General features: G+C 65.6%; 25 protein-coding genes, 1 pseudogene and 2 riboswitches. Of the genes and pseudogenes, 13 read left to right on the top strand and 13 right to left on the bottom strand.

All coding sequences use genetic code 11. The annotated features are described in order from the left end of the window. Positions 1-81: 81 nt before the first annotated feature. Both AC4PRM_RS02155 and ispH read right to left on the bottom strand, forming a co-directional pair. Complete coding sequence (locus AC4PRM_RS02155; RefSeq protein ID WP_492038620.1) at positions 82-1,002, bottom strand: DUF4232 domain-containing protein; 921 nt, start codon at positions 1,000-1,002, stop codon at positions 82-84. Positions 1,003-1,065: 63 nt separating this feature from the next. Beyond that, positions 1,066-2,037 (bottom strand): 4-hydroxy-3-methylbut-2-enyl diphosphate reductase, encoded by a 972-nt coding sequence (gene ispH / locus AC4PRM_RS02160; protein ID WP_373255870.1) that lies wholly within the window; start codon positions 2,035-2,037, stop codon positions 1,066-1,068. Positions 2,038-2,192: 155 nt separating this feature from the next. Here ispH and AC4PRM_RS02165 point away from each other — a divergent pair, with 155 nt between their 5' ends. The 11 genes and pseudogenes from AC4PRM_RS02165 (at position 2,193) to AC4PRM_RS02215 (ending at position 13,850) form a co-directional block, all read left to right on the top strand. Further along, the gene (locus tag AC4PRM_RS02165) at positions 2,193-2,870 is read left to right on the top strand and encodes a Tat pathway signal sequence domain protein (RefSeq protein WP_373255871.1); all 678 of its coding nucleotides are present in this window, start codon (positions 2,193-2,195) and stop codon (positions 2,868-2,870) included. Beyond that, positions 2,870-4,672 carry an arginine--tRNA ligase gene (gene argS, locus AC4PRM_RS02170; RefSeq protein WP_492038621.1) on the top strand — a complete coding sequence of 601 codons (1,803 nt, stop codon included), beginning with the start codon at positions 2,870-2,872 and terminating at the stop codon, positions 4,670-4,672. Before AC4PRM_RS02165 ends, argS begins: the two co-directional genes overlap by 1 nt. Before the next feature lie 32 nt (positions 4,673-4,704). After that, positions 4,705-5,712, top strand: a pseudogene (locus AC4PRM_RS02175) (adenosine deaminase). Continuing rightward, on the top strand, positions 5,709-6,029 hold the full coding sequence (locus AC4PRM_RS02180) for a hypothetical protein (protein ID WP_492038622.1): 321 nt from the start codon (positions 5,709-5,711) through the stop codon (positions 6,027-6,029). The pseudogene AC4PRM_RS02175 and the gene AC4PRM_RS02180 overlap by 4 nt, the downstream one beginning before the upstream one ends. Positions 6,030-6,073: 44 nt before the next feature. Continuing rightward, entirely contained in the window at positions 6,074-7,387 is a 1,314-nt protein-coding gene (locus tag AC4PRM_RS02185; protein ID WP_492038623.1) for a Y-family DNA polymerase, read from the top strand. Between the two features lie 73 nt (positions 7,388-7,460). Beyond that, a riboswitch (glycine riboswitch) is annotated at positions 7,461-7,557 on the top strand. A 4-nt stretch (positions 7,558-7,561) separates the two neighbouring features. Next, a riboswitch (glycine riboswitch) is annotated at positions 7,562-7,647 on the top strand. Positions 7,648-7,701: 54 nt separating this feature from the next. Then, positions 7,702-8,829 (top strand): glycine cleavage system aminomethyltransferase GcvT, encoded by a 1,128-nt coding sequence (gcvT, locus tag AC4PRM_RS02190; RefSeq protein WP_492038624.1) that lies wholly within the window; start codon positions 7,702-7,704, stop codon positions 8,827-8,829. A 9-nt stretch (positions 8,830-8,838) separates the two neighbouring features. Then, on the top strand, positions 8,839-9,204 hold the full coding sequence (gcvH, locus tag AC4PRM_RS02195) for a glycine cleavage system protein GcvH (protein ID WP_492038625.1): 366 nt from the start codon (positions 8,839-8,841) through the stop codon (positions 9,202-9,204). Between the two features lie 155 nt (positions 9,205-9,359). Next, positions 9,360-10,718: an aminomethyl-transferring glycine dehydrogenase subunit GcvPA gene (gene gcvPA / locus AC4PRM_RS02200; protein ID WP_492038626.1), complete on the top strand. Its 1,359-nt coding sequence runs from the start codon at positions 9,360-9,362 to the stop codon at positions 10,716-10,718. Positions 10,719-10,721: 3 nt separating this feature from the next. Continuing rightward, positions 10,722-12,293, top strand: coding sequence for an aminomethyl-transferring glycine dehydrogenase subunit GcvPB (gcvPB, locus tag AC4PRM_RS02205; protein WP_492038627.1), 1,572 nt, complete (start codon positions 10,722-10,724; stop codon positions 12,291-12,293). A gap of 37 nt (positions 12,294-12,330) precedes the next feature. After that, entirely contained in the window at positions 12,331-13,275 is a 945-nt protein-coding gene (locus tag AC4PRM_RS02210) for an SDR family oxidoreductase (RefSeq protein WP_492038628.1), read from the top strand. Positions 13,276-13,382: 107 nt separating this feature from the next. Then, positions 13,383-13,850, top strand: coding sequence for a DUF6789 family protein (locus AC4PRM_RS02215; protein ID WP_492038629.1), 468 nt, complete (start codon positions 13,383-13,385; stop codon positions 13,848-13,850). A gap of 58 nt (positions 13,851-13,908) precedes the next feature. Here the strand turns inward: AC4PRM_RS02215 and AC4PRM_RS02220 are convergent, their stop codons facing one another. The 11 genes from AC4PRM_RS02220 to AC4PRM_RS02270 all read right to left on the bottom strand — a co-directional run bounded on the left by AC4PRM_RS02220 (position 13,909) and on the right by AC4PRM_RS02270 (position 21,903). Then, on the bottom strand, positions 13,909-14,424 hold the full coding sequence (locus AC4PRM_RS02220; protein WP_487922902.1) for a F0F1 ATP synthase subunit B: 516 nt from the start codon (positions 14,422-14,424) through the stop codon (positions 13,909-13,911). A 1-nt stretch (position 14,425) separates the two neighbouring features. Further along, positions 14,426-14,977 (bottom strand): F0F1 ATP synthase subunit B family protein, encoded by a 552-nt coding sequence (locus AC4PRM_RS02225; protein WP_373255883.1) that lies wholly within the window; start codon positions 14,975-14,977, stop codon positions 14,426-14,428. Between the two features lie 80 nt (positions 14,978-15,057). Continuing rightward, complete coding sequence (locus tag AC4PRM_RS02230; RefSeq protein ID WP_201099132.1) at positions 15,058-15,282, bottom strand: F0F1 ATP synthase subunit C; 225 nt, start codon at positions 15,280-15,282, stop codon at positions 15,058-15,060. A gap of 61 nt (positions 15,283-15,343) precedes the next feature. Continuing rightward, on the bottom strand, positions 15,344-16,138 hold the full coding sequence (locus tag AC4PRM_RS02235; RefSeq protein WP_492038630.1) for a F0F1 ATP synthase subunit A: 795 nt from the start codon (positions 16,136-16,138) through the stop codon (positions 15,344-15,346). A 4-nt stretch (positions 16,139-16,142) separates the two neighbouring features. Further along, the gene (locus tag AC4PRM_RS02240) at positions 16,143-16,514 is read right to left on the bottom strand and encodes an AtpZ/AtpI family protein (RefSeq protein ID WP_492038631.1); all 372 of its coding nucleotides are present in this window, start codon (positions 16,512-16,514) and stop codon (positions 16,143-16,145) included. A 218-nt stretch (positions 16,515-16,732) separates the two neighbouring features. After that, complete coding sequence (dxs, locus tag AC4PRM_RS02245) at positions 16,733-18,646, bottom strand: 1-deoxy-D-xylulose-5-phosphate synthase (RefSeq protein WP_492038632.1); 1,914 nt, start codon at positions 18,644-18,646, stop codon at positions 16,733-16,735. Between the two features lie 60 nt (positions 18,647-18,706). Further along, on the bottom strand, positions 18,707-19,579 hold the full coding sequence (locus AC4PRM_RS02250; RefSeq protein WP_487923008.1) for a polyprenyl synthetase family protein: 873 nt from the start codon (positions 19,577-19,579) through the stop codon (positions 18,707-18,709). A gap of 47 nt (positions 19,580-19,626) precedes the next feature. Further along, on the bottom strand, positions 19,627-19,977 hold the full coding sequence (locus AC4PRM_RS02255; RefSeq protein WP_487922897.1) for a tRNA-binding protein: 351 nt from the start codon (positions 19,975-19,977) through the stop codon (positions 19,627-19,629). Next, positions 19,977-20,225 carry an exodeoxyribonuclease VII small subunit gene (locus AC4PRM_RS02260; RefSeq protein WP_373255888.1) on the bottom strand — a complete coding sequence of 83 codons (249 nt, stop codon included), beginning with the start codon at positions 20,223-20,225 and terminating at the stop codon, positions 19,977-19,979. Before AC4PRM_RS02260 ends, AC4PRM_RS02255 begins: the two co-directional genes overlap by 1 nt. 88 nt (positions 20,226-20,313) lie before the next feature. Further along, the gene (locus AC4PRM_RS02265; RefSeq protein WP_373255889.1) at positions 20,314-20,946 is read right to left on the bottom strand and encodes a histidine phosphatase family protein; all 633 of its coding nucleotides are present in this window, start codon (positions 20,944-20,946) and stop codon (positions 20,314-20,316) included. A 36-nt stretch (positions 20,947-20,982) separates the two neighbouring features. After that, positions 20,983-21,903: a histone deacetylase family protein gene (locus AC4PRM_RS02270; RefSeq protein ID WP_492038633.1), complete on the bottom strand. Its 921-nt coding sequence runs from the start codon at positions 21,901-21,903 to the stop codon at positions 20,983-20,985. On the opposite strand from AC4PRM_RS02270, the gene AC4PRM_RS02275 reads away from it, so the two are divergent. Both AC4PRM_RS02275 and AC4PRM_RS02280 read left to right on the top strand, forming a co-directional pair. Next, complete coding sequence (locus AC4PRM_RS02275) at positions 21,902-22,498, top strand: GNAT family N-acetyltransferase (protein ID WP_492038634.1); 597 nt, start codon at positions 21,902-21,904, stop codon at positions 22,496-22,498. The genes AC4PRM_RS02270 and AC4PRM_RS02275 overlap by 2 nt on opposite strands. A gap of 20 nt (positions 22,499-22,518) precedes the next feature. Continuing rightward, complete coding sequence (locus AC4PRM_RS02280) at positions 22,519-23,697, top strand: vWA domain-containing protein (protein ID WP_492038635.1); 1,179 nt, start codon at positions 22,519-22,521, stop codon at positions 23,695-23,697. Positions 23,698-23,700 lie beyond the last annotated feature (3 nt).

Here is a 23,700-nt window from a genome sequence, read left to right on the forward strand (position 1 = left end):
AAGGTCCTGGCAGCGAGCGAGAACGGCCTTATAGCGCGGCCCGGCGACCCTTGCGCAGGTTCGAACCGACTTTTTTGCGGCTCACTCGGCGGAGGCGGGTTCCGGCTCGGCCTCGGCGCGGAACGGGCTGATGCGGATGCGCCCGCCGCAGGGTGTCAGCGCCTGGGCCAGGGTCACGGCGGTCTCGTCGCCCGGCACCGTGGCGCGGATGCGGGTGACCGACGGACAGGTGGTCTGGCCCTGACCTTCGTTCGGCACGACATTCCAGGCGATGTCGAAGAAGGCCTTGGCATTGGGGGCCAGATTGACCGGGGCCGGAGCCTGACCGGCCCGCAGATAGCTGCCGGGCGTCGTCTCGGAACGGATCGCGCTGAGGGTGCGGTTCTGTCGATCCTGAACGGTGACGGCGGGATAGCCGGTCAGGCTGCAGGCCTGGGTGCCCGTGTTGCGCACGCCGATGATAGTGACGCGGTTGCCGGCACCCGCATCGCCGCCATCCGCCGACAGAGTCAGTTGATTGCCCTTGCAGGGAGGCGACGCAGGCAGGACGCCGCCGGGTGCGGCCTGAGGTGCCTTGGTCGTCGACGCGGTCTTAGTGATAGGCGGAGCCGTCACGACCAGCGGCAGGTTACGGCGACAGGTCTCGAGCACCTCGCCACCGGCAGAGTCCACGCGCGTGAGCACACCGGTCTCGACTCCATCGCGGGCGCTCAGCGTCCATTCCACGGCTTCGTCGATATAGCGAGCACCCGAAGGGATCGGGGCACTGCGCAGCACGCGTATCTGATCGCGCCATGTGACCTGGGCCGATTCCGGGTCGGGATAGGCCGCCCCTATGGTCAGGCCGCTGTCGCAGACATAGCGGGCGGTGACGGGTGCTGCATCAGCCACCGGGGGTACAGGTGTGACGGGCGGCGGGACCGGTTCCACACCGCGGTCACAGGCAGTCAGACCCAGGGCGAACAGGGCCGCTACACAGATTGAACGCTGACGAAACAACATGATGGCTCCCCGAAACACTCGCCCCAGAACGCCACAGTACCGTAAAGGCTCCGCTTGTCGCGCTCAGGTCGTCAGTATGCGCGGCAGTTTGAAGGTCACCGTCTCGCGCTCGCCGTCGTCCTCGATTACCGTGGCGTCGAAGCGGGCACTGACGGCCTCGACCAGTTCGCTGATCAGCCGCTCCGGCGCAGACGCTCCGGCCGTGATGCCCAGAGTCTGCACGCCATCGAACCAGGTCCAGTCCACGTGCGACGCATCGTCGACTAGCTGGGCCGCGCCCGCTCCCGCCCGCAAGGCCACCTCGACCAGTCGCACAGAATTGGACGAATTCTTCGATCCCACGACCAGCACCAGGTCACACCCCTCGCCCAGCCGCTTGACCGCCTCCTGACGGTTGGTCGTGGCGTAACAAATGTCTTCCTTGTGCGGGTCGGGCAGTTCGGGGAAACGGCGCTTCAGCGTGGCCAGAATTTCGGAGGTGTCGTCCACCGACAGCGTGGTCTGGGTCGCATAGGCCAGAGGGGCATCGCCGGGACGCTGAAACGCTTCCGCATCCTCGACCGTCTCGACCAGGCTGATGGAACCGGGCGGCAGCTGGCCCAGGGTGCCGACAACTTCAGGATGACCTGCATGGCCGATCAGGACAATGTGGCGGCCATTGGCGTGGTGGCGCTCGGCCTCGACGTGGACCTTGGACACCAGCGGACAGGTGGCATCCAGAAACAGCATCTCGCGCGAGCGGGCAGTCGCGGGCACCGACTTGGGCACGCCGTGCGCGGAGAAGACGACGGGCCGGTCGTCCGGGCATTCGTCCAGTTCCTTGACGAACACCGCCCCCATGGCCTTCAGCCGATCGACCACATGCTTGTTGTGCACGATCTCATGCCGGACATAGACCGGAGCCCCGAACTTCTCGAGCGCACGCTCCACAATCTGGATGGCGCGATCGACCCCGGCGCAGAAGCCGCGCGGGGTAGCCATTCGTACGGTCAGGGCGCGCTTGTCGGAGACGGGCACGACATCGGTCAGGGTCATGAGTTCAAACCTAGTCATTGCGGCCCGGCCACGCCACCTCGGTTTCACGACACGGCGCGTTTGCCGCGCCTCGCTTTAGCCGCTATCAGCGGCGAGCGTTCGCGCTGCGTCAGGCTGTCGCCGCGCGTCTCCCTGTTGACTGGAAGAAATCACCGATGCGTCGCGTCCTGAAACTGTCCCTGGCCTCGGCCATCGTCGCGGCCACCATGGTGCCACTGACTGCTCAGGCTCAATCACCGCAGCAGCGTCCCGGGCAACAAGGCGCGTCCGAAGAACCCGAGCGCAGCACCCGCGCGCCGCGCATCGCCCCATTGCGGCGCAATGCCGCTGCAGGCCCATGCCCCTATGTGAAAATCCTCTACGACGCAGCACGCTACGTCGAAATGACCGGCGATCGTCCTGCGGCCGCCAATGTCGGCTTCACCGGCGAGATCGAGGGCCTGACTTCCAACTGCATGTACCAGGCGGACCAGCCGATCACCGTGGACACCCGCATCCTGTTCAACCTGGGTCGCGGTCCGCAGGCCCAGACGGACGGTCGTACATACCGCTACTGGATCGCCGTCACCGAACGGAACAAGGCTGTACTGGCCAAGACCTATTTTGACCTGCCCGTGGCATTCGAAGGGGCCGATCGCACGTCGATGGTCGAGACCCAGACCGTCATCATCCCCCGCGCGGACGTGACGACCAGCGGAGACAACTTCGAAATTCTGGTTGGTTTCGACGTGACGCCGGAGATGGCCCAGTTCAACCGCGACGGCAGCCGTTTCCGCATCAACGCCGGGACAGCGGCACCTGCCGCACCGACGACGCAGCCTCCAGCCCAATAATGAGTGACCTCCGGACCCAGTTGGGCGAAGCGGTCGCCGCCGCCTTCGCCGCCGAAGGCGTGGACGCCGGCCTGGCACGCGTGACGCCGTCGGACCGACCCGATCTGGCCGATTTCCAGTCGAACGGGGCCCTCGCCGCCGCCAAGGCGATGAAGGCCAATCCGCGCGAACTGGCGGGCAAGATCGCAGAACGGCTGGCCAACGATCCGCGTCTGACGTCGGTCGAGGTGGCCGGGCCGGGGTTCATCAACTTCAAACTGGCCGACGCGGCACTGGCCGAACGCGCGGCGCAGGTGGCGGGCGATACCGCCCATGCCGGAGCAGCCATCGTCGAGGCACCGCGCAAGGTCGTGATCGACTTCGCCGGACCGAATGTGGCCAAGCCGATGCATGTCGGCCACCTGCGCAGCTCCATCATCGGCGAGAGCCTGAAGCGGCTGTTCCGGTTCCGCGGCGACACCGTCTGGGGCGACGCCCACTTCGGCGACTGGGGCTTCCAGATGGGGCTGCTGATCGTCGCCGTGGGTGACGAGGGCAAGGCGGCAGCGTTTCTGGCCGAGGGTGATGGGCCCTTCCCTGCTGATAGTCCGGTCAGCCTGGAGGATCTGGAGCGGCTGTATCCCCAGGCCGCCGGTCAGGCCAAGGAAGACCCCGCGTTCCGCGACCGCGCGCGCAAGGCGACGGCGGAGCTGCAGGGCGGACGTCCCGGCTACCGCGCCCTGTGGCAGCATTTCGTTGCGGTCAGCCGCACGGCGCTGGAGCGGGAATTCGGGGCGCTGGGCGTGACCTTCGACCTGTGGAACGGCGAAAGCGATGCCGACCCGGTCATGGCCGAGATGATCGCCCATCTGGAGACCACCGGCCTGCTGGTCGAGGACGACGGGGCTCGCGTGGTTCACGTCGCCCGGCCCGGGGAGATGCGCAAGAAGAAGCTGGCCGACGGCTCGGTGATCGAGGCTCCGTCCCCGCCGCCGCTGCTGGTCATCAGCTCGGAAGGCTCGGCCATGTATGGCACGACCGACCTGGCCACCATTCTGGACCGACGCAAGGCGATCGACCCGGACCTGATCCTGTATGTCGTCGACGAGCGGCAGGCCGAGCATTTCGAGCAGGTGTTCCGCGCCGCCTATCTGGCCGGATACGCGACCGAGGGCAGCCTGCAGCACCTCGGCTTCGGCACCATGAATGGCACGGACGGCAAGCCGTTCAAGACCCGCGCCGGCGGGGTGCTGAAGCTGCACGACCTGATCACCCAGGCCACCGACAAGGCGCGTGAGCGTCTGCGCGAGGCCATGCTGGGCGACGACCTGCCTGAGGCCGAGTTCGAGGACATCGCGCACAAGGTCGCCATCGCGGCGCTGAAATTCGCTGACCTGTCGAACGCACGGACCACCAGCTACGTCTTCGACCTGGACCGGTTCATGAGCTTCGAGGGCAAGACCGGGCCATATCTGCTGTATCAGGCGGTGCGGATCAAATCCCTGCTGCGCAAGGCGGGCGAACAGGGTCTGGAACCCGGCACCATCGTCATCGGCGAGCCCGCCGAGCGCGACCTGGCCCTGACGCTGGATGCGTTCTCGCAAGCGGTGACAGAGGCCTATGACAAGCGCATGCCGCACCTGATCAGCGAGCACGCCTATCGGCTGGCGCAGAGTTTCTCGAAATTCTACGCCGCCTGCCCGGTGTTGATCGCGCCGGATACAGCGACCAAGGCCTCGCGCCTGGCGCTGTCGAAGGCGGCTCTGGACCAGCTGGAAATCGCGTTGGACCTGCTGGGCATCGCGACGCCGGAGCGGATGTAGGCTAGGCTGAGCCTTCGAACCGCGGAGCCACAATGTCCCTCGACACCTTCATCGCCGGCCTGCCCAAGGCCGAACTGCATCTGCATATCGAAGGCTCGCTGGAGCCCGAGCTGATGTTCGAACTGGCGCGACGCAATGGCGTGGCCATTCCGTATGACAGCGTCGAGGCGGTGCGGGCGGCCTATGATTTTTCGAACCTGCAGGATTTTCTCGACATCTATTATGCGGGGGCGGCGGTGCTGCTGACGCAGCAGGATTTCGAGGATCTGGCCTTCGCCTATTTTCAAAGGGCGGCGGCGGACAATGTGCGCCACGCCGAGATCTTCTTCGACCCTCAGACCCATACAGATCGCGGCGTGCCGTTCGGCGTGGTGGTCGAGGGGCTGATCGCGGGGATGGATCGGGCCAGGGCAGAGCTGGGGGTTTCGAGCGGTCTGATCCTCAGCTTCCTGCGTCACCTGACCGAGGACGAAGCCTTCGCGACGCTGGAGATGGCCAAGCCTTATCTGCATCACTTCATCGGCGTGGGACTGGATTCGTCCGAGATGGGCCATCCGCCGTCCAAGTTTCAGCGTGTGTTCGCTGCCGCCCGCGACCTGGGCCTGAAACTGTGCGCCCATGCCGGGGAGGAAGGCCCGCCCGCCTATGTGCATGAGGCGCTGGACCTGCTGAAGATCGACCGCATGGACCACGGCAACCGGTCGATGGAGGACGACGCCCTGATCGCGCGACTGGCCGCCGAACAGATGACGCTGACGGTCTGTCCGCTGTCCAATCTGAAGCTCTGCGTCGTCGACGACCTGAAGCACCATCCGGTGCCGGAGATGCTGCGCCAGGGCCTGCACGTCACCCTGAACTCCGACGACCCGGCCTAGTTCGGCGGCTATGTGAACGAGAACTATCGCCAGCTGGCCAAGGCCGTGGGCCTGACACGCGAGCAGATCGTCCAGATGGCGCGCAACAGTTTCGAGGGGTCGTTTTTGAGCGAAACGGAAAAGGCTTCATTCGTCGCTGAATTGGAAGCCTACGCGCAGCCATGAGCGCCGTTCAAGTCGTCCTGTTCATCGCTGCCTGGTTGAGCCTGGCCATCGGCATGGTCAGCAGCATCGGCGCTCATCTGGCTGCGGATCACAGCAAACGAAATGGCTTGGCTCCCAGCAAAACCTCCGACTTCTACGGCTTTTCGACGAACCCTTTTTTCTACGGCGTCGGCCCATCCTTCAAAGCTATCTTTTCGGACGTTCATCGCCAGTATGGCAGCCGTTTCATAACGCGCTGCATCAAGGTCTCGCGGGTGGCCTTTGTATTGTTCCCCACCTTTCTTGCCACATTCGTCATCAGCCTGTTCACAGGATGATGAATCCCATTTAGGTCGGTTCATGTTCCTGTTATGTTCCTGCGATGGAGCAGGGCTGCGGACGGCAGAATGATGACGGCGCGAACCTGCGCTGGCTGTTCGTCGACCTGAACGCCTTCTTCGCCAGCGTCGAGCAGCAGATGAACCCCGATTGGCGGGGCAGGCCCGTCATCGTGCGCCCCGCCCCCAGCGAATATACCGGGGCCATCGCGGCCAGCTATGAGAGCCGGCCCTTCGGTATCCGCACCGGCATGCGGGTGTCGGAGGCGCGAGCGCTTTGTCCCGACCTGATTGTCGCCGAGGCGCGGCCGGACCTCTATGTCCAGGTCCACAAGCAGATCATGGCCGAGATCGACCGGCACATTCCCGTCTGGAAGGTCGGGTCGATCGACGAATGCTCGTGCGAACTGATCGGTCCGGAGCGGCAGGAGGCCAATGCAGTGGCCCTCGCCCAGCGGATTCAGGCGGGCATTCGCGCGAATGTCGGCGACTGTCTGCACTCCTCCGTCGGGATCGCCCCGTCGCGGTTCCTGGCCAAGACGGCGTGCGGAATGAAGAAGCCGGACGGGCTGACCGTTCTGCGGGCCAATGAACTGCCCGGCCCGCTGCTGGATCTGCCGTTGTCGAAATATCCGGGTATCGGGTCGCGCATGCTGGCGCGGCTGGAGAAGGCCGGGGTCGTCGATACCGCCGGCCTGTGGGGCATGAGCGGCAAACAGGCCCGCGCCGTCTGGAACAGTATCGAGGGCGAGCGCATCTGGCGCGGCCTGCGCGGGCTGGAGAGCGATGTGCCGCCGCCTAATCCGCCCGCCTCCATCAGCCACAGTCATGTCCTGGCGCAGGACATGCGGACCCCGGTTAAGGCCAAGGCGGTGGCGCGGCGGTTGATCGTCAAGTGCGGAGCGCGGCTGCGGCGCATGGGCCAGACGGGGGCCAGCGTCAGCCTGCATCTGAACATGGGGCCGAAGGGAACGCCGCGAAGCGGGCGTCGCGGCTGGGAGACGGCGGGGCTGCATTGTGCCGTCGCCCCGACGCAGGACACCTTTGCCCTTCTGACAGCGCTGGACGGCCTGTGGCGCAAGGTCGAGCCGGAACTGGAAGCCGGGCGGCTGAGCTATGTCGGGGTGGCAGTCCATCACCTGCAGCCCTGCGGCGCGGCGCAGACGGACCTGTTCGGCGAGGCCCCGGACCAGGGCGGCACCGCGCCATCGCTGAAACTGTCGCAGGCGCTGGATGCCCTGAACCGCCGCTATGGCAAGGACACGGTCAGCATCGGGCCCAAGGCGGGTCTGCCGGACTACATCGGGGCCAAGATCGCCTTCACCCGCATTCCCGATGTGGAGGATTTCTACGAATAGGGCCTGCGTCGATCACGATAGGGTGGATTCTCTTTCGTACGCTTGACTCAGGGCGGGTTCCGGGGCCTTTGGACCCGCTCTCGCGGGAGAGATCGGGCCCATGAGTCGGGCCCGGAGCCGAAGGCGCAACCGCCCCGGAAACGCTCAGGCAAACGGACCGCGAGGACATACGGACGCTGGAAAGTCGATCTGCGGATCGCGCCGACGGAGCAAGGTGCCATCTTTCCGGCACCGGAATCTCTCAGGCTTCACGGACAGCGGGGGCGCGAGGACGGCGGAGCTTTCCGCATCAACACGCGACCGCGAGAGTCTGAATGGCCGATACCCTGACCGAAGCGATGCTGAAGACCACGCCCCTGAACGCGGCGCACCGCGCACTGGGTGCGCGCATGGTGGGCTTCGGCGGCTATGACATGCCGGTCCAATACGAAGGCGTGCTGGCCGAGCACCGCTGGACGCGCGAGCATGCGGGCCTGTTCGACGTGTCCCACATGGGCCAGTGCAAGATCACCGGTGCCGACGCCATCGCCCAGTTCGAGCGGTTCGTGCCCGGCGACTATGCCGTGCTGAAAGAGGGCCGCCAGAAATACAGCCTGCTGCTGGATGCCCAGGGCGGCATCCTGGACGACCTAATGGCGGGCAAGCCCGACCACGACGGCCTGTTCGTCGTCGTCAACGCCGGCAACAAGGACGCCGACTTCACCTTCCTGGACTCGCACCTGGAGGGCGATGCCCACCTGAGCATCCTGGCGGACCGCGCCCTGATCGCCATTCAGGGGCCCGAGGCTGCCGAGGTCATGGCCGCGCATGAGCCGCTGCTGGCCGAGATGGGCTTCATGGACTGTGCCCGTCTGATGCTGTTCGGCGTCGACTGCTATGTCTCCCGCTCAGGCTATACGGGTGAGGACGGGTACGAGATTTCGGTGCCCAATGCCGACGCAGAGCGCATCTGGAACACCATCCTGGAGGACGCCCGCGTCAAGCCGATCGGCCTGGGCGCACGCGACAGCCTGCGGCTGGAAGCGGGCCTGCCCCTGCACGGGCACGACATCGACGCGACGACCAGCCCCGTCGAGGCGGCCCTGACGTTCGCCCTTTCGAAGTCGCGCAAAGAGGCCGCCAGCTTCAATGGGGCCGAGCGCATCCTGAAGGAACTGGCTGCCGGCCCGTCGCGCGTCCGCGTGGGTCTGAGCGTCAAGGAAGGCGCGCCCGCGCGTGAGGGGGCCGAGATCGCCGATATGGATGGCACCGTCATCGGCACGATCACCTCGGGCGGCCCCTCCCCGACCCTGGGTCGCAACATCGCCATGGGCTATGTGCCGCCCGCCTTCGCCGACCTGGGCACAGACCTGAAGGTCATCGTGCGCGGCAAGCCCGCCGCCGCCGAAGTCATCGCCATGCCTTTCGTGGCCCAACGCTACTATCGCAAACCCAAAGCCTGAGAGACGACCATGCATTTTACCAAGGATCACGAGTGGGTTCGCCTCGACGGCGACGTCGCCACTGTCGGCATCACCAAACACGCCGCCGATGCCCTGGGCGATGTGGTGTTCGTGGAAACCCCCGAAGCCGGCAAGTCGGTCACCAAGGGTGACAGCTTTGCCGTGGTCGAAAGCGTCAAGGCGGCGTCCGACGTCTATGCGCCCGTCGCCGGCGAAGTGATCGAGGGCAACGCGGCCCTGGCCGGTGCGCCGGAAACCGTCAATGCCGATCCGGAAGGCGAAGGCTGGTTCGCCAAGATCAAGGTGTCGGACGCCGCTGCGACCGAAGGCCTGATGGATCGGGCGGCCTACGACCAGTATCTGGGTTCGCTCTAAAAAGCCCTCCCCTCGAGGGGGAGGGTTGGGTGGGGTGGAGGCACACTCCCACCACCTCGAACTCCGATCGGCGCCGAATGCGAATTTTTCGGCACCAACCTGCCACCACCCCATCCCAACCCTTCCCCCTCGAGGGGAAGGGCTAGGAGTTAAAGATGCGCTACCTCCCCCTGACGCCCGACGACCGCACCGCCATGCTGGCCGCGATCGGTGCCAAGTCCATCGACGATCTGTTCGTGGACGTGCCCAAACCGGCACAGCGTGACGGCTTCGTCGACCTGCCGCGCGTGGCGGGCGAGATGGAGGTCGAGCGGGCGCTGTCGGCCATGGCGGCCAGGAATGCGACGGCGGGGACAGTGCCCTTCTTCTGCGGGGCCGGGGCGTACAAGCATCATGTGCCGGCAACGGTGGACCATGTGATCCAGCGGTCGGAGTTCCTGACCAGCTACACCCCCTATCAGCCAGAAATCGCGCAAGGCACTCTGCAATATCTGTACGAATTCCAGACGCAGGTCGCGAACCTGACCGGCATGCCGGTGGCAAACGCCAGCCTTTATGACGGCTCGACCGCCATGGCCGAGGGCGTGTTGATGGCGACCCGCGTGACCCGCCGCAACAAGGCGGTGATCTCCGGCGGGGTGCATCCGCACTATGTCCGGGCGACCGAGACCGTGGTCCATGCCGTCGGTGTCGAGACCGAGGCCCTGCCCGCCGCCGTCGATGCAGAGGCGGACGTTATCGCCCGCATCGGTCCGGACACGGCCTGCGTCGTCGTCCAGACCCCGAACGTCTTCGGCACCGCGACCGATGTGACGAAGATTGCCGAGGCGGCCCATGCCGCCGGGGCCCTGCTGATCGTCGTGGTCACCGAGGCCGTGTCCATGGGTCTGCTGAAATCGCCGGGCGAGATGGGGGCCGACATTGTCGCGGCCGAGGGCCAGTCGATCGGCAATGCCCTGAATTTCGGTGGACCCTACGTCGGCCTGTTCGCCACGCGCGACAAGCTGGTGCGCCAGATGCCGGGCCGCCTGTGCGGCGAGACGGTGGATGCCGATGGCGAGCGCGGCTTCGTCCTGACCCTGTCGACACGCGAACAGCATATCCGCCGCGACAAGGCGACCTCGAACATCTGCACCAACTCGGGTCTCTGCACCCTGGCCTTCACCATCCATATGAGCCTGCTGGGCGAGACTGGCTTGCGCAAACTGGCCCTGCTGAACCACGAGAAGGCGCTGGCGACCCGCGACGCCCTGGCGGCCATTCCGGGCGTCGAAATCCTGACCCCGCGCTTCTTCAACGAGTTCGCGGTGCGCCTGCCGAAGCCTGCCGCAGAAGTGGTCGATCAGCTGGCGTCGCATCACCTGCTGGCCGGCGTGCCCTACAGCCGCCTGGCCCCGGATGCCGGGATGGACGACGTCCTGCTGGTCGCCGCGACCGAGACGACGCGCGATGTCGATATCCAGATACTGGCCAAGGCGCTGACGAAATTCCTCGCCGCCGGATCGGAGGGCTGAACCATGAGCACCATGAATACCGTCGGCCGCCCGACCACCCCGAATGCCGTCACCTCGAAACCCGCCACCCTGACCGGTGGGCGCGGCCTGTTGCAGAACGAGCATCTGATCTTCGAGAGCGACGGCTGGGGCAAGACCGGCGTCGATCTGCCCGAGCCGAAGACGGATGGCTCTGACCTGGGCGACCTGGCGCGCAAGGATCCGATCGGCCTGCCGGGTCTGTCCGAGCCCGAGACGATGCGCCACTATGTGCGCCTGTCGCAGAAGAACCACGCCATCGACCTGGCCATCTATCCCCTGGGCTCGTGCACGATGAAGCACAATCCGCGCCTGAACGAGAAGATGGCGCGCCTGCCCGGCTTCTCCGACATCCACCCGCTGCAGCCGATCTCGACGGTGCAGGGCGCGCTGGAGCTGATGGATACGCTGTCGCACTGGCTGACGACCCTGACGGGCATGCCGGCCGTGGCCCTGTCGCCCAAGGCGGGCGCGCACGGCGAACTGTGCGGTCTGATGGCCATCCGTGCCGCCCACGAGGCGTCCGGCGAGCACGAGAAGCGCCGCAAGGTGCTGGTGCCGACATCCGCCCACGGCACCAATCCGGCGACGGCCGCCTTCGTGGGCTACACCGTCGTGGAAGTGGCCCAGACCGACGACGGCCGCGTCGACGTGGCCGATCTGGCGTCCAAGCTGGGCGACGACGTCGCCGCCATCATGGTGACCAACCCCAACACCTGCGGCCTGTTCGAGCGGGATATTCTCGAAATCAGCCGGCTGACGCATGAGGCGGGGGCCTATTTCTACTGCGACGGCGCGAACTTCAACGCCATCGTCGGCCGGGTGCGTCCGGGCGACTTGGGCGTCGATGCGATGCACATCAACCTGCACAAGACCTTCTCCACCCCGCACGGCGGTGGCGGGCCGGGCGCGGGTCCGGTGGTGCTGTCCGAGGCTCTTGCTCCCTTCGCCCCCGCTCCGTGGGTCGTGCACGACCAGAACGGCTATCGCCTGATCGAGCGCGAGGAAGACGAGGCGGCCCAGGCCTTTGGTCGCCTGTGCGCCTTCCAGGGCCAGATGGGCATGTACACCCGCGCCCTCAGCTACATGATGAGCCACGGCTCGGACGGCCTGCGTCAGGTGGCCGAAGATGCGGTGCTGAACGCCAACTACATCAAGGCCCGCCTGTCGGACGTGATGTCGGCCGCCTTCCCCGAGGGGCCGTGCATGCACGAGGCCCTGTTCGACGACGAATGGCTGAAGGGCACGGACATCACCACGCTCGACTTCGCCAAGGCGATGATCGACGAGGGCTTCCACCCCATGACCATGTATTTCCCCCTGGTCGTCCACGGGGCCATGCTGATCGAGCCGACCGAGACGGAATCGAAGCAGGAGCTGGACCGCTTCATCGAGGCGATGCGCGCCTTGGCCGGGGCCGCCAAGGCCGGCGATGTCGACCGCTTCAAGGGCGCGCCTTTCCATGCGCCGATGAAGCGCCTGGACGAGACCCGCGCCGCCCGCGCACCGGTGCTGCGCTGGACGGCACCGCAGGGATCGAACATCGCTGCGGAATAGCTTTGCCGCACTTGTGAAGACCGGAGGCCATGCCGACATGATCGGCATGGCCTCTTTCACGACTGACGACATCCCCGACCTGACCGGCAAGCGGGTTATCATCACCGGCTCGAACAGCGGGACGGGCTTCGAGACAGCCAAGGCCATGGCCGCCAAAGGTGGATCGATCGTCATGGCGGTGCGCAGCCAGGAGAAAGCTGCGGCGGCGATCAACAAGCTGAAACAGCAAACGCCGGATGCCGACGTCTGCTTCGAGGTTCTGGATTTGTCGCGCCAGGCGTCTGTCGCGGACTTCGCGGAACGCATGCTGATTGATGGACGGCTCATCGATGTCCTGGTCAACAATGCCGGGGTGATGGCATTACCGCGGCGCGAGGTGACGGCCGACGGCTTCGAGATGCAGTTGGCGACCAACTATCTGGGCCATTTCGCCCTGACCGGGCGACTGCTGCCTCTGCTGAAGGCAGGCCGTGCACGTATCGTCCAACTGTCCAGCATCGCTCATCGGCAGGGCCGTATCCGGCTCGATGATCTGAACCATGAGCGGGATTACAAGCCGTGGGCGGTCTATGCGCAGTCCAAACTGGCTATGCTGATGTTCGGGCTGGAGCTGCATCGACAGAGCGTTGCAAACGGCTGGGACCTGACCAGTGTCGCGGCGCATCCGGGCTATGCGCGTACCGGCCTGATCGAGAATGGTCCGCTGGTCCGATCTCCGATCGCGCGGGCGGGCCTGCGCTACATCTTCCGCCCCCTGATCGAGCCGCTGGTCAGTCACTCGGCCGCTGACGGTGCCCTGCCCATTCTGATGGCCGCAACCGATCCGACCGTTCGCGGCGTGGCCTATCTGGGCGCGACGCAGTTGAACGAACTCAAGGGCCCGCCCGGCCCGGCCAAGGCCGAACCGCAAGCCTTGGATACCGACGTCGCTGCGCGCCTGTGGACTGTCTCTGAACAGATGACCGGCGTCACCTTCGCCTGATCTCGCAGCTGCGAAGCACGGCAATGTGAATTTCACGCCGTCAGACAGGCGTATGCTTCCCCCCGCGTTATCAAGCACCAAAACAAGCGTTGGGAGGCGCCAAGGTCATGATGTCACGCGTAAAAAAGGGAATCGTTGCTGGTCTGGTGGCGACACTGGCCATTTCTGTTCTGGAGGCGATCAACATCTTCGCCTTGAATTCCATGTTCCAGCCATTCCCCGGAATGGTCGCCAGCCTGCTGGGCATGGAAGGTAATCTGGCCGCTGGCTGGGCCATCCATCTGTTCTCGGGCACCTTCATCCTCGGCTCGCTGTTCGGCATCCTGTGCCCGCGGCTGCCCACGGACACGTCCGAGACCAAGGGCATCGTCTTTGCCGTCGGGGCCTGGGTGGTGATGATGCTGGGCGTCTTCTTTGTCGGAGACTCCCAGGTTCTGGGGTCCAATATGGCGACCCTGGGCTGGATGCTGGTCACCCACATCGTCTTCGGCATCGTGCTGGGCAATGTCTACGCCCGGCTGGTGGAACGCGAGAAGCGAGCCCACGCCGTGGTCGGGGCCCACCCGGCCCACTGATACGCAAAGGCCCGCCGGGTGCACCGGCGGGCCTTGATCGTTTGAAGATGCAGACGCCCTAGTTCAGGCGTGTCCCGATCTGGGCGATGGCGGCGTCCAGCAGAGGATCGCTTTTCTGGCCTGCCGCGCGGGCCGTCAGCAGCTGTTCAGCGGCCTTGATGGCCAGGTCGGCGGCGGCCTGTTTGACCTCGGCCGTGGCCTGGGCCTCGGCCTGGGCGATGCGGCGTTCGGCCAGGGCCTGACGGCGCGCCAGGGTCTCTTCCAGCTTGACCTTGGCCTCGGCCTCCATGGTGCGGGCGTCGGCCTCGGCGGCACGCATCATCTCGGCGGCCTGGGCTTCGGCCTCGGCTTTTTCGGCACGGATCTGGGCCAGCAGGGCCTCGGCCTCGGCCCGCAGACGTGCGGCCTCGTCCAACTCACCCTGAATCTTGGAGGCCTTGGCGTCCAGCTGCTGGGCTACCAGCTTGTGCACACCGGCCCACAGAAGGATGGCGAAGAACAGCAACAGGCCGATGCCGACCCACACTTCAGCGCTGTCCCAGGCCCAAACGCCCTCTTCCAGGAACATGTTCATGTCAGGCGGCTCCCTTGACGGCGGCGGCGGCCTCGGCGGCCGTCGGGGCTTTGCCGGTCAGGCGATCGACGATGGAGACCACGGTGTCGGAGGCGATGGTTCCGACGTGGACCATGGCGGCATCGCGGGTCTTGCCAATGGCGGTCTCGGCCTCGGCGATGCGGGCGTTGACGATCTCTTCTTCGGCCGCGGCACGGGCATTGGCCTCATCGGTCACGCGGGTGCGGGCAGCTAGAGCGGTGGCCCGCGACGTGGCCCGTGCCTGCTCGACCTCTGCCTTGGCGACAGCGGCCTGGTCGGCGGCCTCGGCCTGAACCTGACGCGCCGTGGCGACGGCGGATGAAATGGTGTTGGCCCGCTCGTCCATCACCTTGCGCAGACGCGGCGCGAAGACCTTGGAAATCAGGAACAGCAGGGCAAAGAACAGGATCAGCAGATAGACGATCTGACCCGCCCAGACGTCTGTCTGGAACTGAGGCAGGCCACCGCTGCCGTGGCCTTCGGCCTCGGTCGTGGCATGGGTGCCGGTGGTGTGAGCTTCTGGAGCCGCCATGGTGTCCGTTCTTGCAGAAAATCGAAAAGCGGACGGCGGCTCCGCTTGCGGAGCCGCCGTCGCTGTTCAGACCTGAACGATCAGGAGTTCAGGATCAGGATGCCCAGCACGAAAGCCAGGATGCCCAGGGCTTCGGCCAGAGCCGCGCCCACGAACAGGTTACCGACTTGCGAGCCAGCGGCCGAAGGGTTGCGCAGGGCACCGTTCAGGAAGTTGGCGAAGATGTTGCCCACGCCGATGGCCGAGCCGATCATGCCGAGCGTTGCGAGGCCAGCACCGATGTATTTTGCGGCTTCAGCTTCCATGGTGAGTATCCTTGTTTCAGTCAGGGTTGGTTGGATGAGGGTGGATTAGGATTGGGCAGCCTTAGTGGGCGTCGCCCAGATTGACCACATCATTGAGATAGATGCTGGCCAGAACGGCAAAAACGAAGGCCTGAAGGAAGGCCACGAGGAATTCCAGCGCGGTCAAGGCGACGACCATGCTCATCGACAGGGCGGCGATCGGCAGGCCCCACAGACCCAGACCTTCGCCAGCGAAAGCACCGGCTCCCAGCGCCACCACGAAACCGGCGAAGATCTTCAGCGCCACGTGACCGCCCAGCATGTTGCCAAACAGACGAAGCGCCAGGGTCACCGGACGAAGCAGGAAGGACAGAAACTCGATCGCACCGACGACGGGGCGAAGTACCAACGGCGCGCTGGTCGGCCAGAACAGCTTGAAGAAGCCCAGGCCGTGCTTGGCGAAGCCGATGCCGATGACGAGCAGGATGGTCAGTGCCGCGAACGTCACGGTCACTGCCAATTGCGACGTAGCCGTGAACGACAGGAACATGCCGAGCAGGTTCATGGCCAGGATCAGGGTGAACAGCGTGAAGACGAAGGGAAAATATTTGCGACCCTCATGGCCGATGATTGAATCGGTCACGCCGTCGATCATGTCGAACAAGGTCTCGCCCGCCGCCTGCATACGGCCCGGGACGATCTTGGCACCGGAGGTGACCAGCATAAGGAAGCCCACGACCATGGCGAAGGCGACGGTCATGGCCAGATGCGAGTTGGTGAACGCAATCTGCGTGGCCCCTATGATCGGAAGGGTGACCTCGCCGAAGTTCAGCCCCTCAATGGGCGTGACCTGAAACTGATGAATCGGATCGGCCAAACGCCTATCGCTCCTGGTCTTCTTCGGCTTCGTCGTCGAACGGCACAGCCTGAGCCGTGACACTTGACGCCTTGGCCTGCGCCATCAGCCGGTTGGCTGTGCGACGCGCCATGTAAATCGACAAGGCAAAGCCCAGAAGGACTCCGCCGATGATGCCCCACGGGTTGGTTCCGAAGAACCGATCCACGAGAAAACCCGCTCCCAGGCCGATGAAGACACCCCCGAGAAGCTCGGCGATAATCTTGTAGGCCTCGCTCGATACCTTCTGCCCCGCCAGCTCGGCCGAAACCTCGCGGGTGGTGCGCGTCTCCAGATCAGAAGCGCTTCGGTTGAGGCGTGCGATTGCCTCTTCGCGCGATTCTGGTGGCAGGGACATGATGGCCTCAGCACTGCGACACTGACGCCGAAAGACGGGCGTCACAGGGGGTCTGAATTCGGCGCGGAACCTATAGGCGAGACCTTGATTGGTCAAGACGGCGCGAAATTCGATATCTCGTTGAAAAGCGGGTCGTTTGTTGCGTCCCTTCGTGGCCGTGGCGAAGGGTCGCTGTGATTGTCAGCCCCAGCGGTCAATTCACCACCAGTGAGAGGGTGTCAGGCGCGTACAGCGCCCCGATCAGCCCCGACGCCCAGAGCCTGCAAGGCCGCGACTGCGATATGGTCGGCGTTCAGCCCCGCCGTCGCATACATGGCGGCGGGCGTATCCTGATCCTGGAAGATGTCGGGCAGGTGCAGGGTGCGAATCTTCAGCCCCGTATCCAGTGCCCCCTTCTCGGCCAACAGTTGCAGGACGAAGGCACCAAAACCACCCATGGCCCCCTCCTCCACCGTAATCAGGCATTCGTGCTCGCGCGCCAAACGCAGGATCAAGTCGGCGTCCAGCGGCTTGGCGAAGCGGGCGTCGGCGACGGTGGCCGACACCCCGCGGGCGGCCAGCAGATCGGCGGCCTTGAGCGATTCCTGCAAGCGGGTGCCCAGGGACAGGATGGCCACCGAGGTGCCCTCGCGCACGATGCGCCCCTTGCCGATCTCCAGCGGGGCGGCCAGTTCAGGAATCTCCACCCCCACGCCATCGCCGCGCGGATAGCGGAAGGCCGACGGGCGGTCGTCGATCTCCAGGCTGGTAGCGATCATGGCGGCCAGATCGGCCTCGTCGGCGGCGGCCATAAGCACCATGCCGGGCAGCGCGCCCATATAGCCGATGTCGAACGAGCCGGCATGGGTCGCGCCGTCGGCCCCGACCAGACCGGCGCGGTCCATGGCGAAGCGTACGGGTAGTTTCTGGATGGCCACGTCGTGGACCACTTGGTCATAGCCGCGCTGAAGGAAGGTCGAATAGATGGCGCAGACCGGCTTCATCCCGTCGGCGGCCAGACCGGCGGCGAAGGTCACGGCATGCTGTTCGGCGATGCCGACGTCATAGGTGCGCTCGGGGAAGGCCTGACCGAACAGGTCCAGACCGGTCCCGGACGGCATGGCGGCGGTGATGGCGACGATGGACGGGTCGATCTTGGCCCGCTTGATCAGTTCGGTGCCGAACACCTTGGTGTAGCTAGGGGCGTTGGAGACGCTCTTGGACTGTTTGCCGGAGACGACGTCGAACTTGACCACGGCGTGCAGCTTGTCCGCGCTGCTCTCGGCCGGGGCATAGCCTTTGCCCTTCTGGGTCACGACATGGACGACCACCGGGCGATCGGTGATGGCGGCGGCGTTCTTAAGAATCGGGACCAGATTGTCCATGTCGTGGCCGTCGACGGGGCCGATGTAGTAGAAGCCCAGCTCCTCGAAGAAGGTGCCGCCGGTGATCATGCCGCGGGCATATTCCTCGGCCTTGCGCGCCGCATTGCGGAACGGGCGCGGCATGTGTTCGGCGACCTTTTTGCCCAGGCGGCGGAAGTTCTGATAGGCCCCGCCCGAGACCTGTTTGGCCAGATAGGCGCTCATCCCGCCGACGGGCGGCGCGATGGACATGTCGTTGTCGTTCAGGATGACCATCAGCTGGCCGTTGGTCGTCTCGGCGGCATTGTTCATCGCCTCATAGGCCATGCCGGCGGACATGGAGCCGTCGCCGATGACGGCTACGACGCGGTTATGCTCGCCCTTCTGATCGCGGGCAGCGGCGAAGCCGAGCGCCGCGCTGATCGACGTCGAGGCATGGGCCGCGCCGAACGGGTCGTATTCGCTCTCGCTGCGCTTAGTGAAGCCCGACAGCCCGCCGGGCTGGCGCAGGGTGCGGATGCGGTCGCGACGGCCGGTCAGGATCTTGTGCGGATAGCACTGATGCCCGACGTCCCAGATCAGAATGTCCCTGGGCGTCTCGAAAACATGGTGCAGGGCGACGGTCAATTCGACGACGCCCAGACCCGCGCCCAGATGCCCTCCGGTGACTGAGACGGCGTCGATAGTCTCGGCCCGGACCTCGTCCGCCAGCTGACGCAGCTGTGGAATATCGAACCCGCGCGTGTCAGCGGGAAAGGTAACCTGGTCGAGCAACGGGGTAACGGGCATTCAAAAACCTTGGGCGACGGCACGGACTTCAGAACCCGCGAACGGGCCGGACGTTTCCTATCAGGACCTGCGCTTTAGCACGAAGTCCACACTCGCCTTGAGGATTTCGGCATCGGAGCCGAAGACATTCAGGTGAGAACGGGCCTGATCGGCCAGATGCGCGACCCTGTGCCGCGCCGCCTCGACGCCCAGCAGGGTGACGAAATTGGTCTTGCCCTGGGCCGCATCCTTATTGGCCGCCTTGCCCAGGATGTCCTCGTCGCCCTCGACATCCAACAGGTCGTCGACGATCTGATAGGCCAGGCCGATGTCATGCGCGAAGCTGGTCAGGGCCTGGACATGGCTGTCGCGGGCACGGGCGATGATCAGGGGAATCTCGAAGGCATAGGTGAACAGGGCCCCGGTCTTCAGCCGCTGCATGCGGGCCACCCCGCCCAGGTCGTCGCGCACGCCCAGCAGGTCGATCATCTGCCCCCCGGCCATGCCGCGCGCGCCCGAGGCCAGCGAAAGCCGCGCGGCCAGATCGCAGCGGATTTCGGCGTCCTCGTGGGTGTCGGGGTGCAGGATGATGTCGAAGGCAGCGGTCTGAAGCGCATCGCCCGCCAGGATGGCCGTGGCCTCGTCATAGGCCTTGTGCAGCGTGGGCCGACCGCGCCGCATGTCGTCATTGTCCATGGCGGGCAGGTCGTCGTGCACCAGACTGTAGGCATGGACGCATTCCAGGGCGCAGGCGGCGCGCAGGACAGGTTGTTCCTCGATATCGAACAGCGACGCCGCCTCGATGGCGAAGAAAGGCCGCAACCGCTTACCGGGCCCCAGTGCCGCATAGCGCATGGCCTCGGTCAGTCGGGATTCGGGACCATCGGCTCGGGGCAGCAACTGATCCAGGGCCACAGTAACCAGATCGGCGACCTGGGCCACACGGTCGATCACGCCCTGCTCGGGCGAGTTGGCAGCATGCAGGGCGACGGGGGGCGAGATCAAAACAGACGCCCTCCGACCACGGCGTCACGATCGACGCCGACCAGGACCACCTCGCCGTCTGCGTCGGGGAAACCCAGGGTCAGCACCTCGGACATGACCGGCCCGATCTGGCGGGGCGGGAAATTCACCACGGCGGCCACCTTGCGGCCGACCAGTTCGTCCAAGGTGTAGTGCACTGTGATCTGGGCCGAGGACCGCTTGACGCCGATGTCCGGGCCGAAGTCGATGTTCAGTTTGTAGGCGGGCTTGCGCGCCTCAGGAAAAGGCTCTGCGGCGACGACCCGTCCAATGCGGATGTCGACCTTCATGAAGTCGTCGAAGGTAATCTGGGGCGCGGGGGCGAGCATCAGCCGAACTCGGCCGGTTCGGTGCCCTTCGCCTGACCGTCGGGGCCGACCACGATCTTCTCGACCCGCAGCTGGGCCGCCTTCAGTCGCGTTTCGCAATGCGCTTTCAGCCGCGCCCCTTCTTCGTACAGGGCGATGGACTCTTCCAGCGGGGCCTGGCCGGATTCAAGCTTGGACACGATCTGCTCCAGACGCTGCAGTGCGTCTTCGAAGCTGAGGTCGGCGGAAAGAGGGGTCACGTCGGTCATCGTCGGCGACCCTAGAGGGGCCGCGCATTCGCTTCAACGGGGATTTCGGCCTCAAGCAGCCGATAGACGACAGGCCAAAAAGAACCCCTCAGCTTTTTTCGTACCGCCGCTGGGACCAGTATCTGAAGCCCTGGTTGTGAACCAGCGACCAGCCGTCGGCCTTCAGCCGCCTGCCGACCATGTGGTTGAAATAGCCGTGGGCCAGGACCAGTACGTCCTCGCCGGTTTCCGCGCGGGCGATCAGGGCGCGGGCGGCAGCCTCGGCCCGGGCCTCGGCCTGGGTCCGGGTTTCCTGACCTTCGTGGTGGTCGAACGCATGCCACCAGAAGCGGGCGACCGCGCCCCAGTATTTAGGCGGCAGCTTGAACCAGCTGGGGAAATGGGGCGGCGGCAGGGGAGCCTCGATAAATAGCACGTCCGACAACACCTCGCGCCCGGCCGAGATGGCGGAGGCCGTTTCCTGGGCCCGGCGGCGGGTCGAGGCGTATATGACGCCCGCGCCTTGGGCCGTAGCCAGCAGATCGGCGGGAGGGGTCTGCCCTTCTTTCAGCCCACCAACCTCATATTTGGCCCACCAGTCGCGATACTGGTCCGAGGTCAGCAGGCATTGGCGGGACAAGGCCGGTTCGCCGTGTCGGGCAAGCGTAATGGCACCGGGCCGCACGGGAGCGACAGCGGACACCTTCTCTATCGGAGGAGAATCAACGGCGGGGTTCGACATGAGCAACAGGCGGATAAAGCGAACACGATCCGACCCTTAGTCCTCCCCCAACGCCTGGACGTGGGCCTGGGCCGAACGGCCGAGCCCCTCTAGGTCGTAACCGCCCTCGAGCGAGGCCGCAACCTTTCCGCCGCAACGGGCGCGCGCGACCTCGATCACGGCCCGGGTGGCCCAGGCGAAATCCTCTGCTTCCAGCGACTGATGCGCCAGGGGATCGCGGCGATGGGCGTCGAACCCGGCGGAGATCAAGATCAGGTCGGGCCGAAACGCGTCCAGCGCCGGCATCAGCCCGCCGGAGAAACTGGCGCGCCAGGCCTCGCGCGCCGAATGGGGCGGGACCGGCACATTGACGATATTGCCCACGCCTGTCTCCGACGCCGCGCCGGTGCCGGGATAGAGCGGCATCTGGTGGATGGAGCCCAGGAACAGACTATCGTCGTTTTCGAACGCGGCCTGGGTGCCGTTGCCGTGGTGGACGTCGAAATCGATGACGGCGACACGGGCCATCCCCTCGCTCTGCGCCACCCGTGCAGCCACGGCGACATTGGAGAACAGGCAGAAGCCCATGGCGCGATCCGGCTCCGCGTGGTGGCCTGGCGGACGCACGGCGGCGAAGGCGCGGTTCGTCTCGCCCCGCGCGATGGCGCGCACCGCATCGACGATGGCCCCGGCGGACAGGCGGGCCGCACGGATGCTGCCCGGCGACAGGATGGTGTCGGCATCCAACTGGGCCAGACCCGTCGCGGGCGAGGCGCCGATCAGGCGCGCGACATAATCGGCCGGGTGAAGCCGTTCCAGATCCTCAACCGAGGCTTCCGTCGCCGCCCGCGTGTCGCGATCCAGTCCGGCATCAGCCAGGGCCGCCAGCACCGCCGCCAGCCGTTCGGGCCGCTCGGGGTGACCCGCTCCGGGCTGGTGGGCGATCATGTCGGGATGGGTGAACAGGGGTACGCTCATGAGCATCAGGATAGGGCCCCTCCGCGCCCTTGTCGCCTGTCTGCGCAAGCCTTATCGCCAGGGGATGACCGACGCCACGATCCGCACCCCAACCCTTGATGACGCCGCCGCCTTGGGTGCGCTGGGCCGCCAGACGTTCGTCGACACCTTCGTGACTGGATTTGGTATCCCCTACCCTGCTGACGACCTGGAGGCCTTCCTCGACGACAGCTTCAGCCCGGAGGCGACGCGCAGGAAGATGCAGGAGCCCGGCAGCGGCTGGTGGGTGGCGGAAGGCGCGGACGGCCAGTTGCTGGCTTTCGCCAACACCGGCCCCAACACCCTGCCCCACCCGGACGGCCGTGCCAGCCATGCGGAGCTGCGCCGCCTCTATGTGTCGAGGGCCGCGCAAGGCATGGGCCTGGGCACAAAGCTGCTGGCCCTCGCGCTGGCCTGGATGGAGGCTCATACCGACGGCCCTCTCTGGATCGGTGTCTGGAGCGGTAACGAGAAGGCTCAGAAGCTTTACGCGGCCTACGGCTTCGAGAAGGCGGGGGAGTATGACTATCCCGTCGGTCGCTGGACCGACCATGAGTTCATCTTGCGGCGAGGCTGAGCAGGGTCCAGTTTGCGCACATGCTCCTGCCCTTTTTCACTGCCCTGCGCGACGCCAAGGTTCCGGTTTCGACCAAGGAATGGCTGCACCTGATGGAGGCCATGGACCGGGACGTGGCCGGCGGCCGGGTCGAGGACTTCTACCATCTGTCGCGGGCAGTGCTGGTCAAGGACGAAAAACACTACGATCGTTTCGATCAGGTTTTCGGCAAGGTGTTCAAGGGCATCGAAACCGTTGGCGCGGGCCATGAGCCGAGCGTCGATGTGCCGGAGGACTGGCTGCGGCTGCTGAACGAGAGGTTTCTTAGCGACGAGGAGAAGGCCCAGATCGAGGCGCTGGGCGGCTTCGACAAGCTGATGGAGACGCTGAAACAGCGTCTGGAAGAACAGCAGAAGCGGCACGAGGGCGGCAACAAATGGGTCGGCACGGGCGGCACCAGCCCGTTCGGCCACGGCGGCTACAACCCCGAGGGCGTGCGCATCGGCGGACCGGCCAAGCAGGGCCGCGCGGTCAAGGTCTGGGAAAAGCGCGAATACCGCAATCTGGACGACAGCGTCGAATTGGGCACCCGCAACATCAAGATCGCCCTGCGCCGCCTGCGCCGCTTTGCCCGTCAGGGGGCGGCGGACGAACTGGACATCGACGGCACGATCGACGGGACGGCGCGCCAGGGCTGGCTGGACATCCAGATGCGGCCCGAGCGACGCAATACCATCAAGGTGGTGCTGTTCCTCGACATCGGCGGCTCGATGGATGCTCATGTAAAGCTGTGCGAGGAGTTGTTCTCGGCAGCCAGGACCGAGTTCAAGCATCTGGAGTTCTTTTACTTCCATAACTGCCTGTACGAGGGCGTTTGGAAGGACAACCGGCGTCGGCACAATGAGAAGATTCCGACCTGGGAGGTGCTGAACAAGTACGGCGGCGACTGGCGCGCCATCTTCGTCGGCGACGCGACCATGTCCCCCTATGAGATCACCATGCCCGGCGGTTCGGTCGAGCACTGGAATGAGGAGGCCGGGGCCGTCTGGCTGAAACGCGCCCGCCAGCAGTGGGACAAGTCGGCCTGGCTGAACCCGTCGCCGGAGAAATACTGGAGCTATTCCGCCTCGGTGGGCCTGATCCGCGAGGTCATGGACAATCGCATGTATCCCCTGACCATCGACGGGCTGGACAAGGCCATGCGCGCCCTGACACGGTAGATT

This window comes from Brevundimonas sp. DW-iso22, assembly GCF_058725425.1.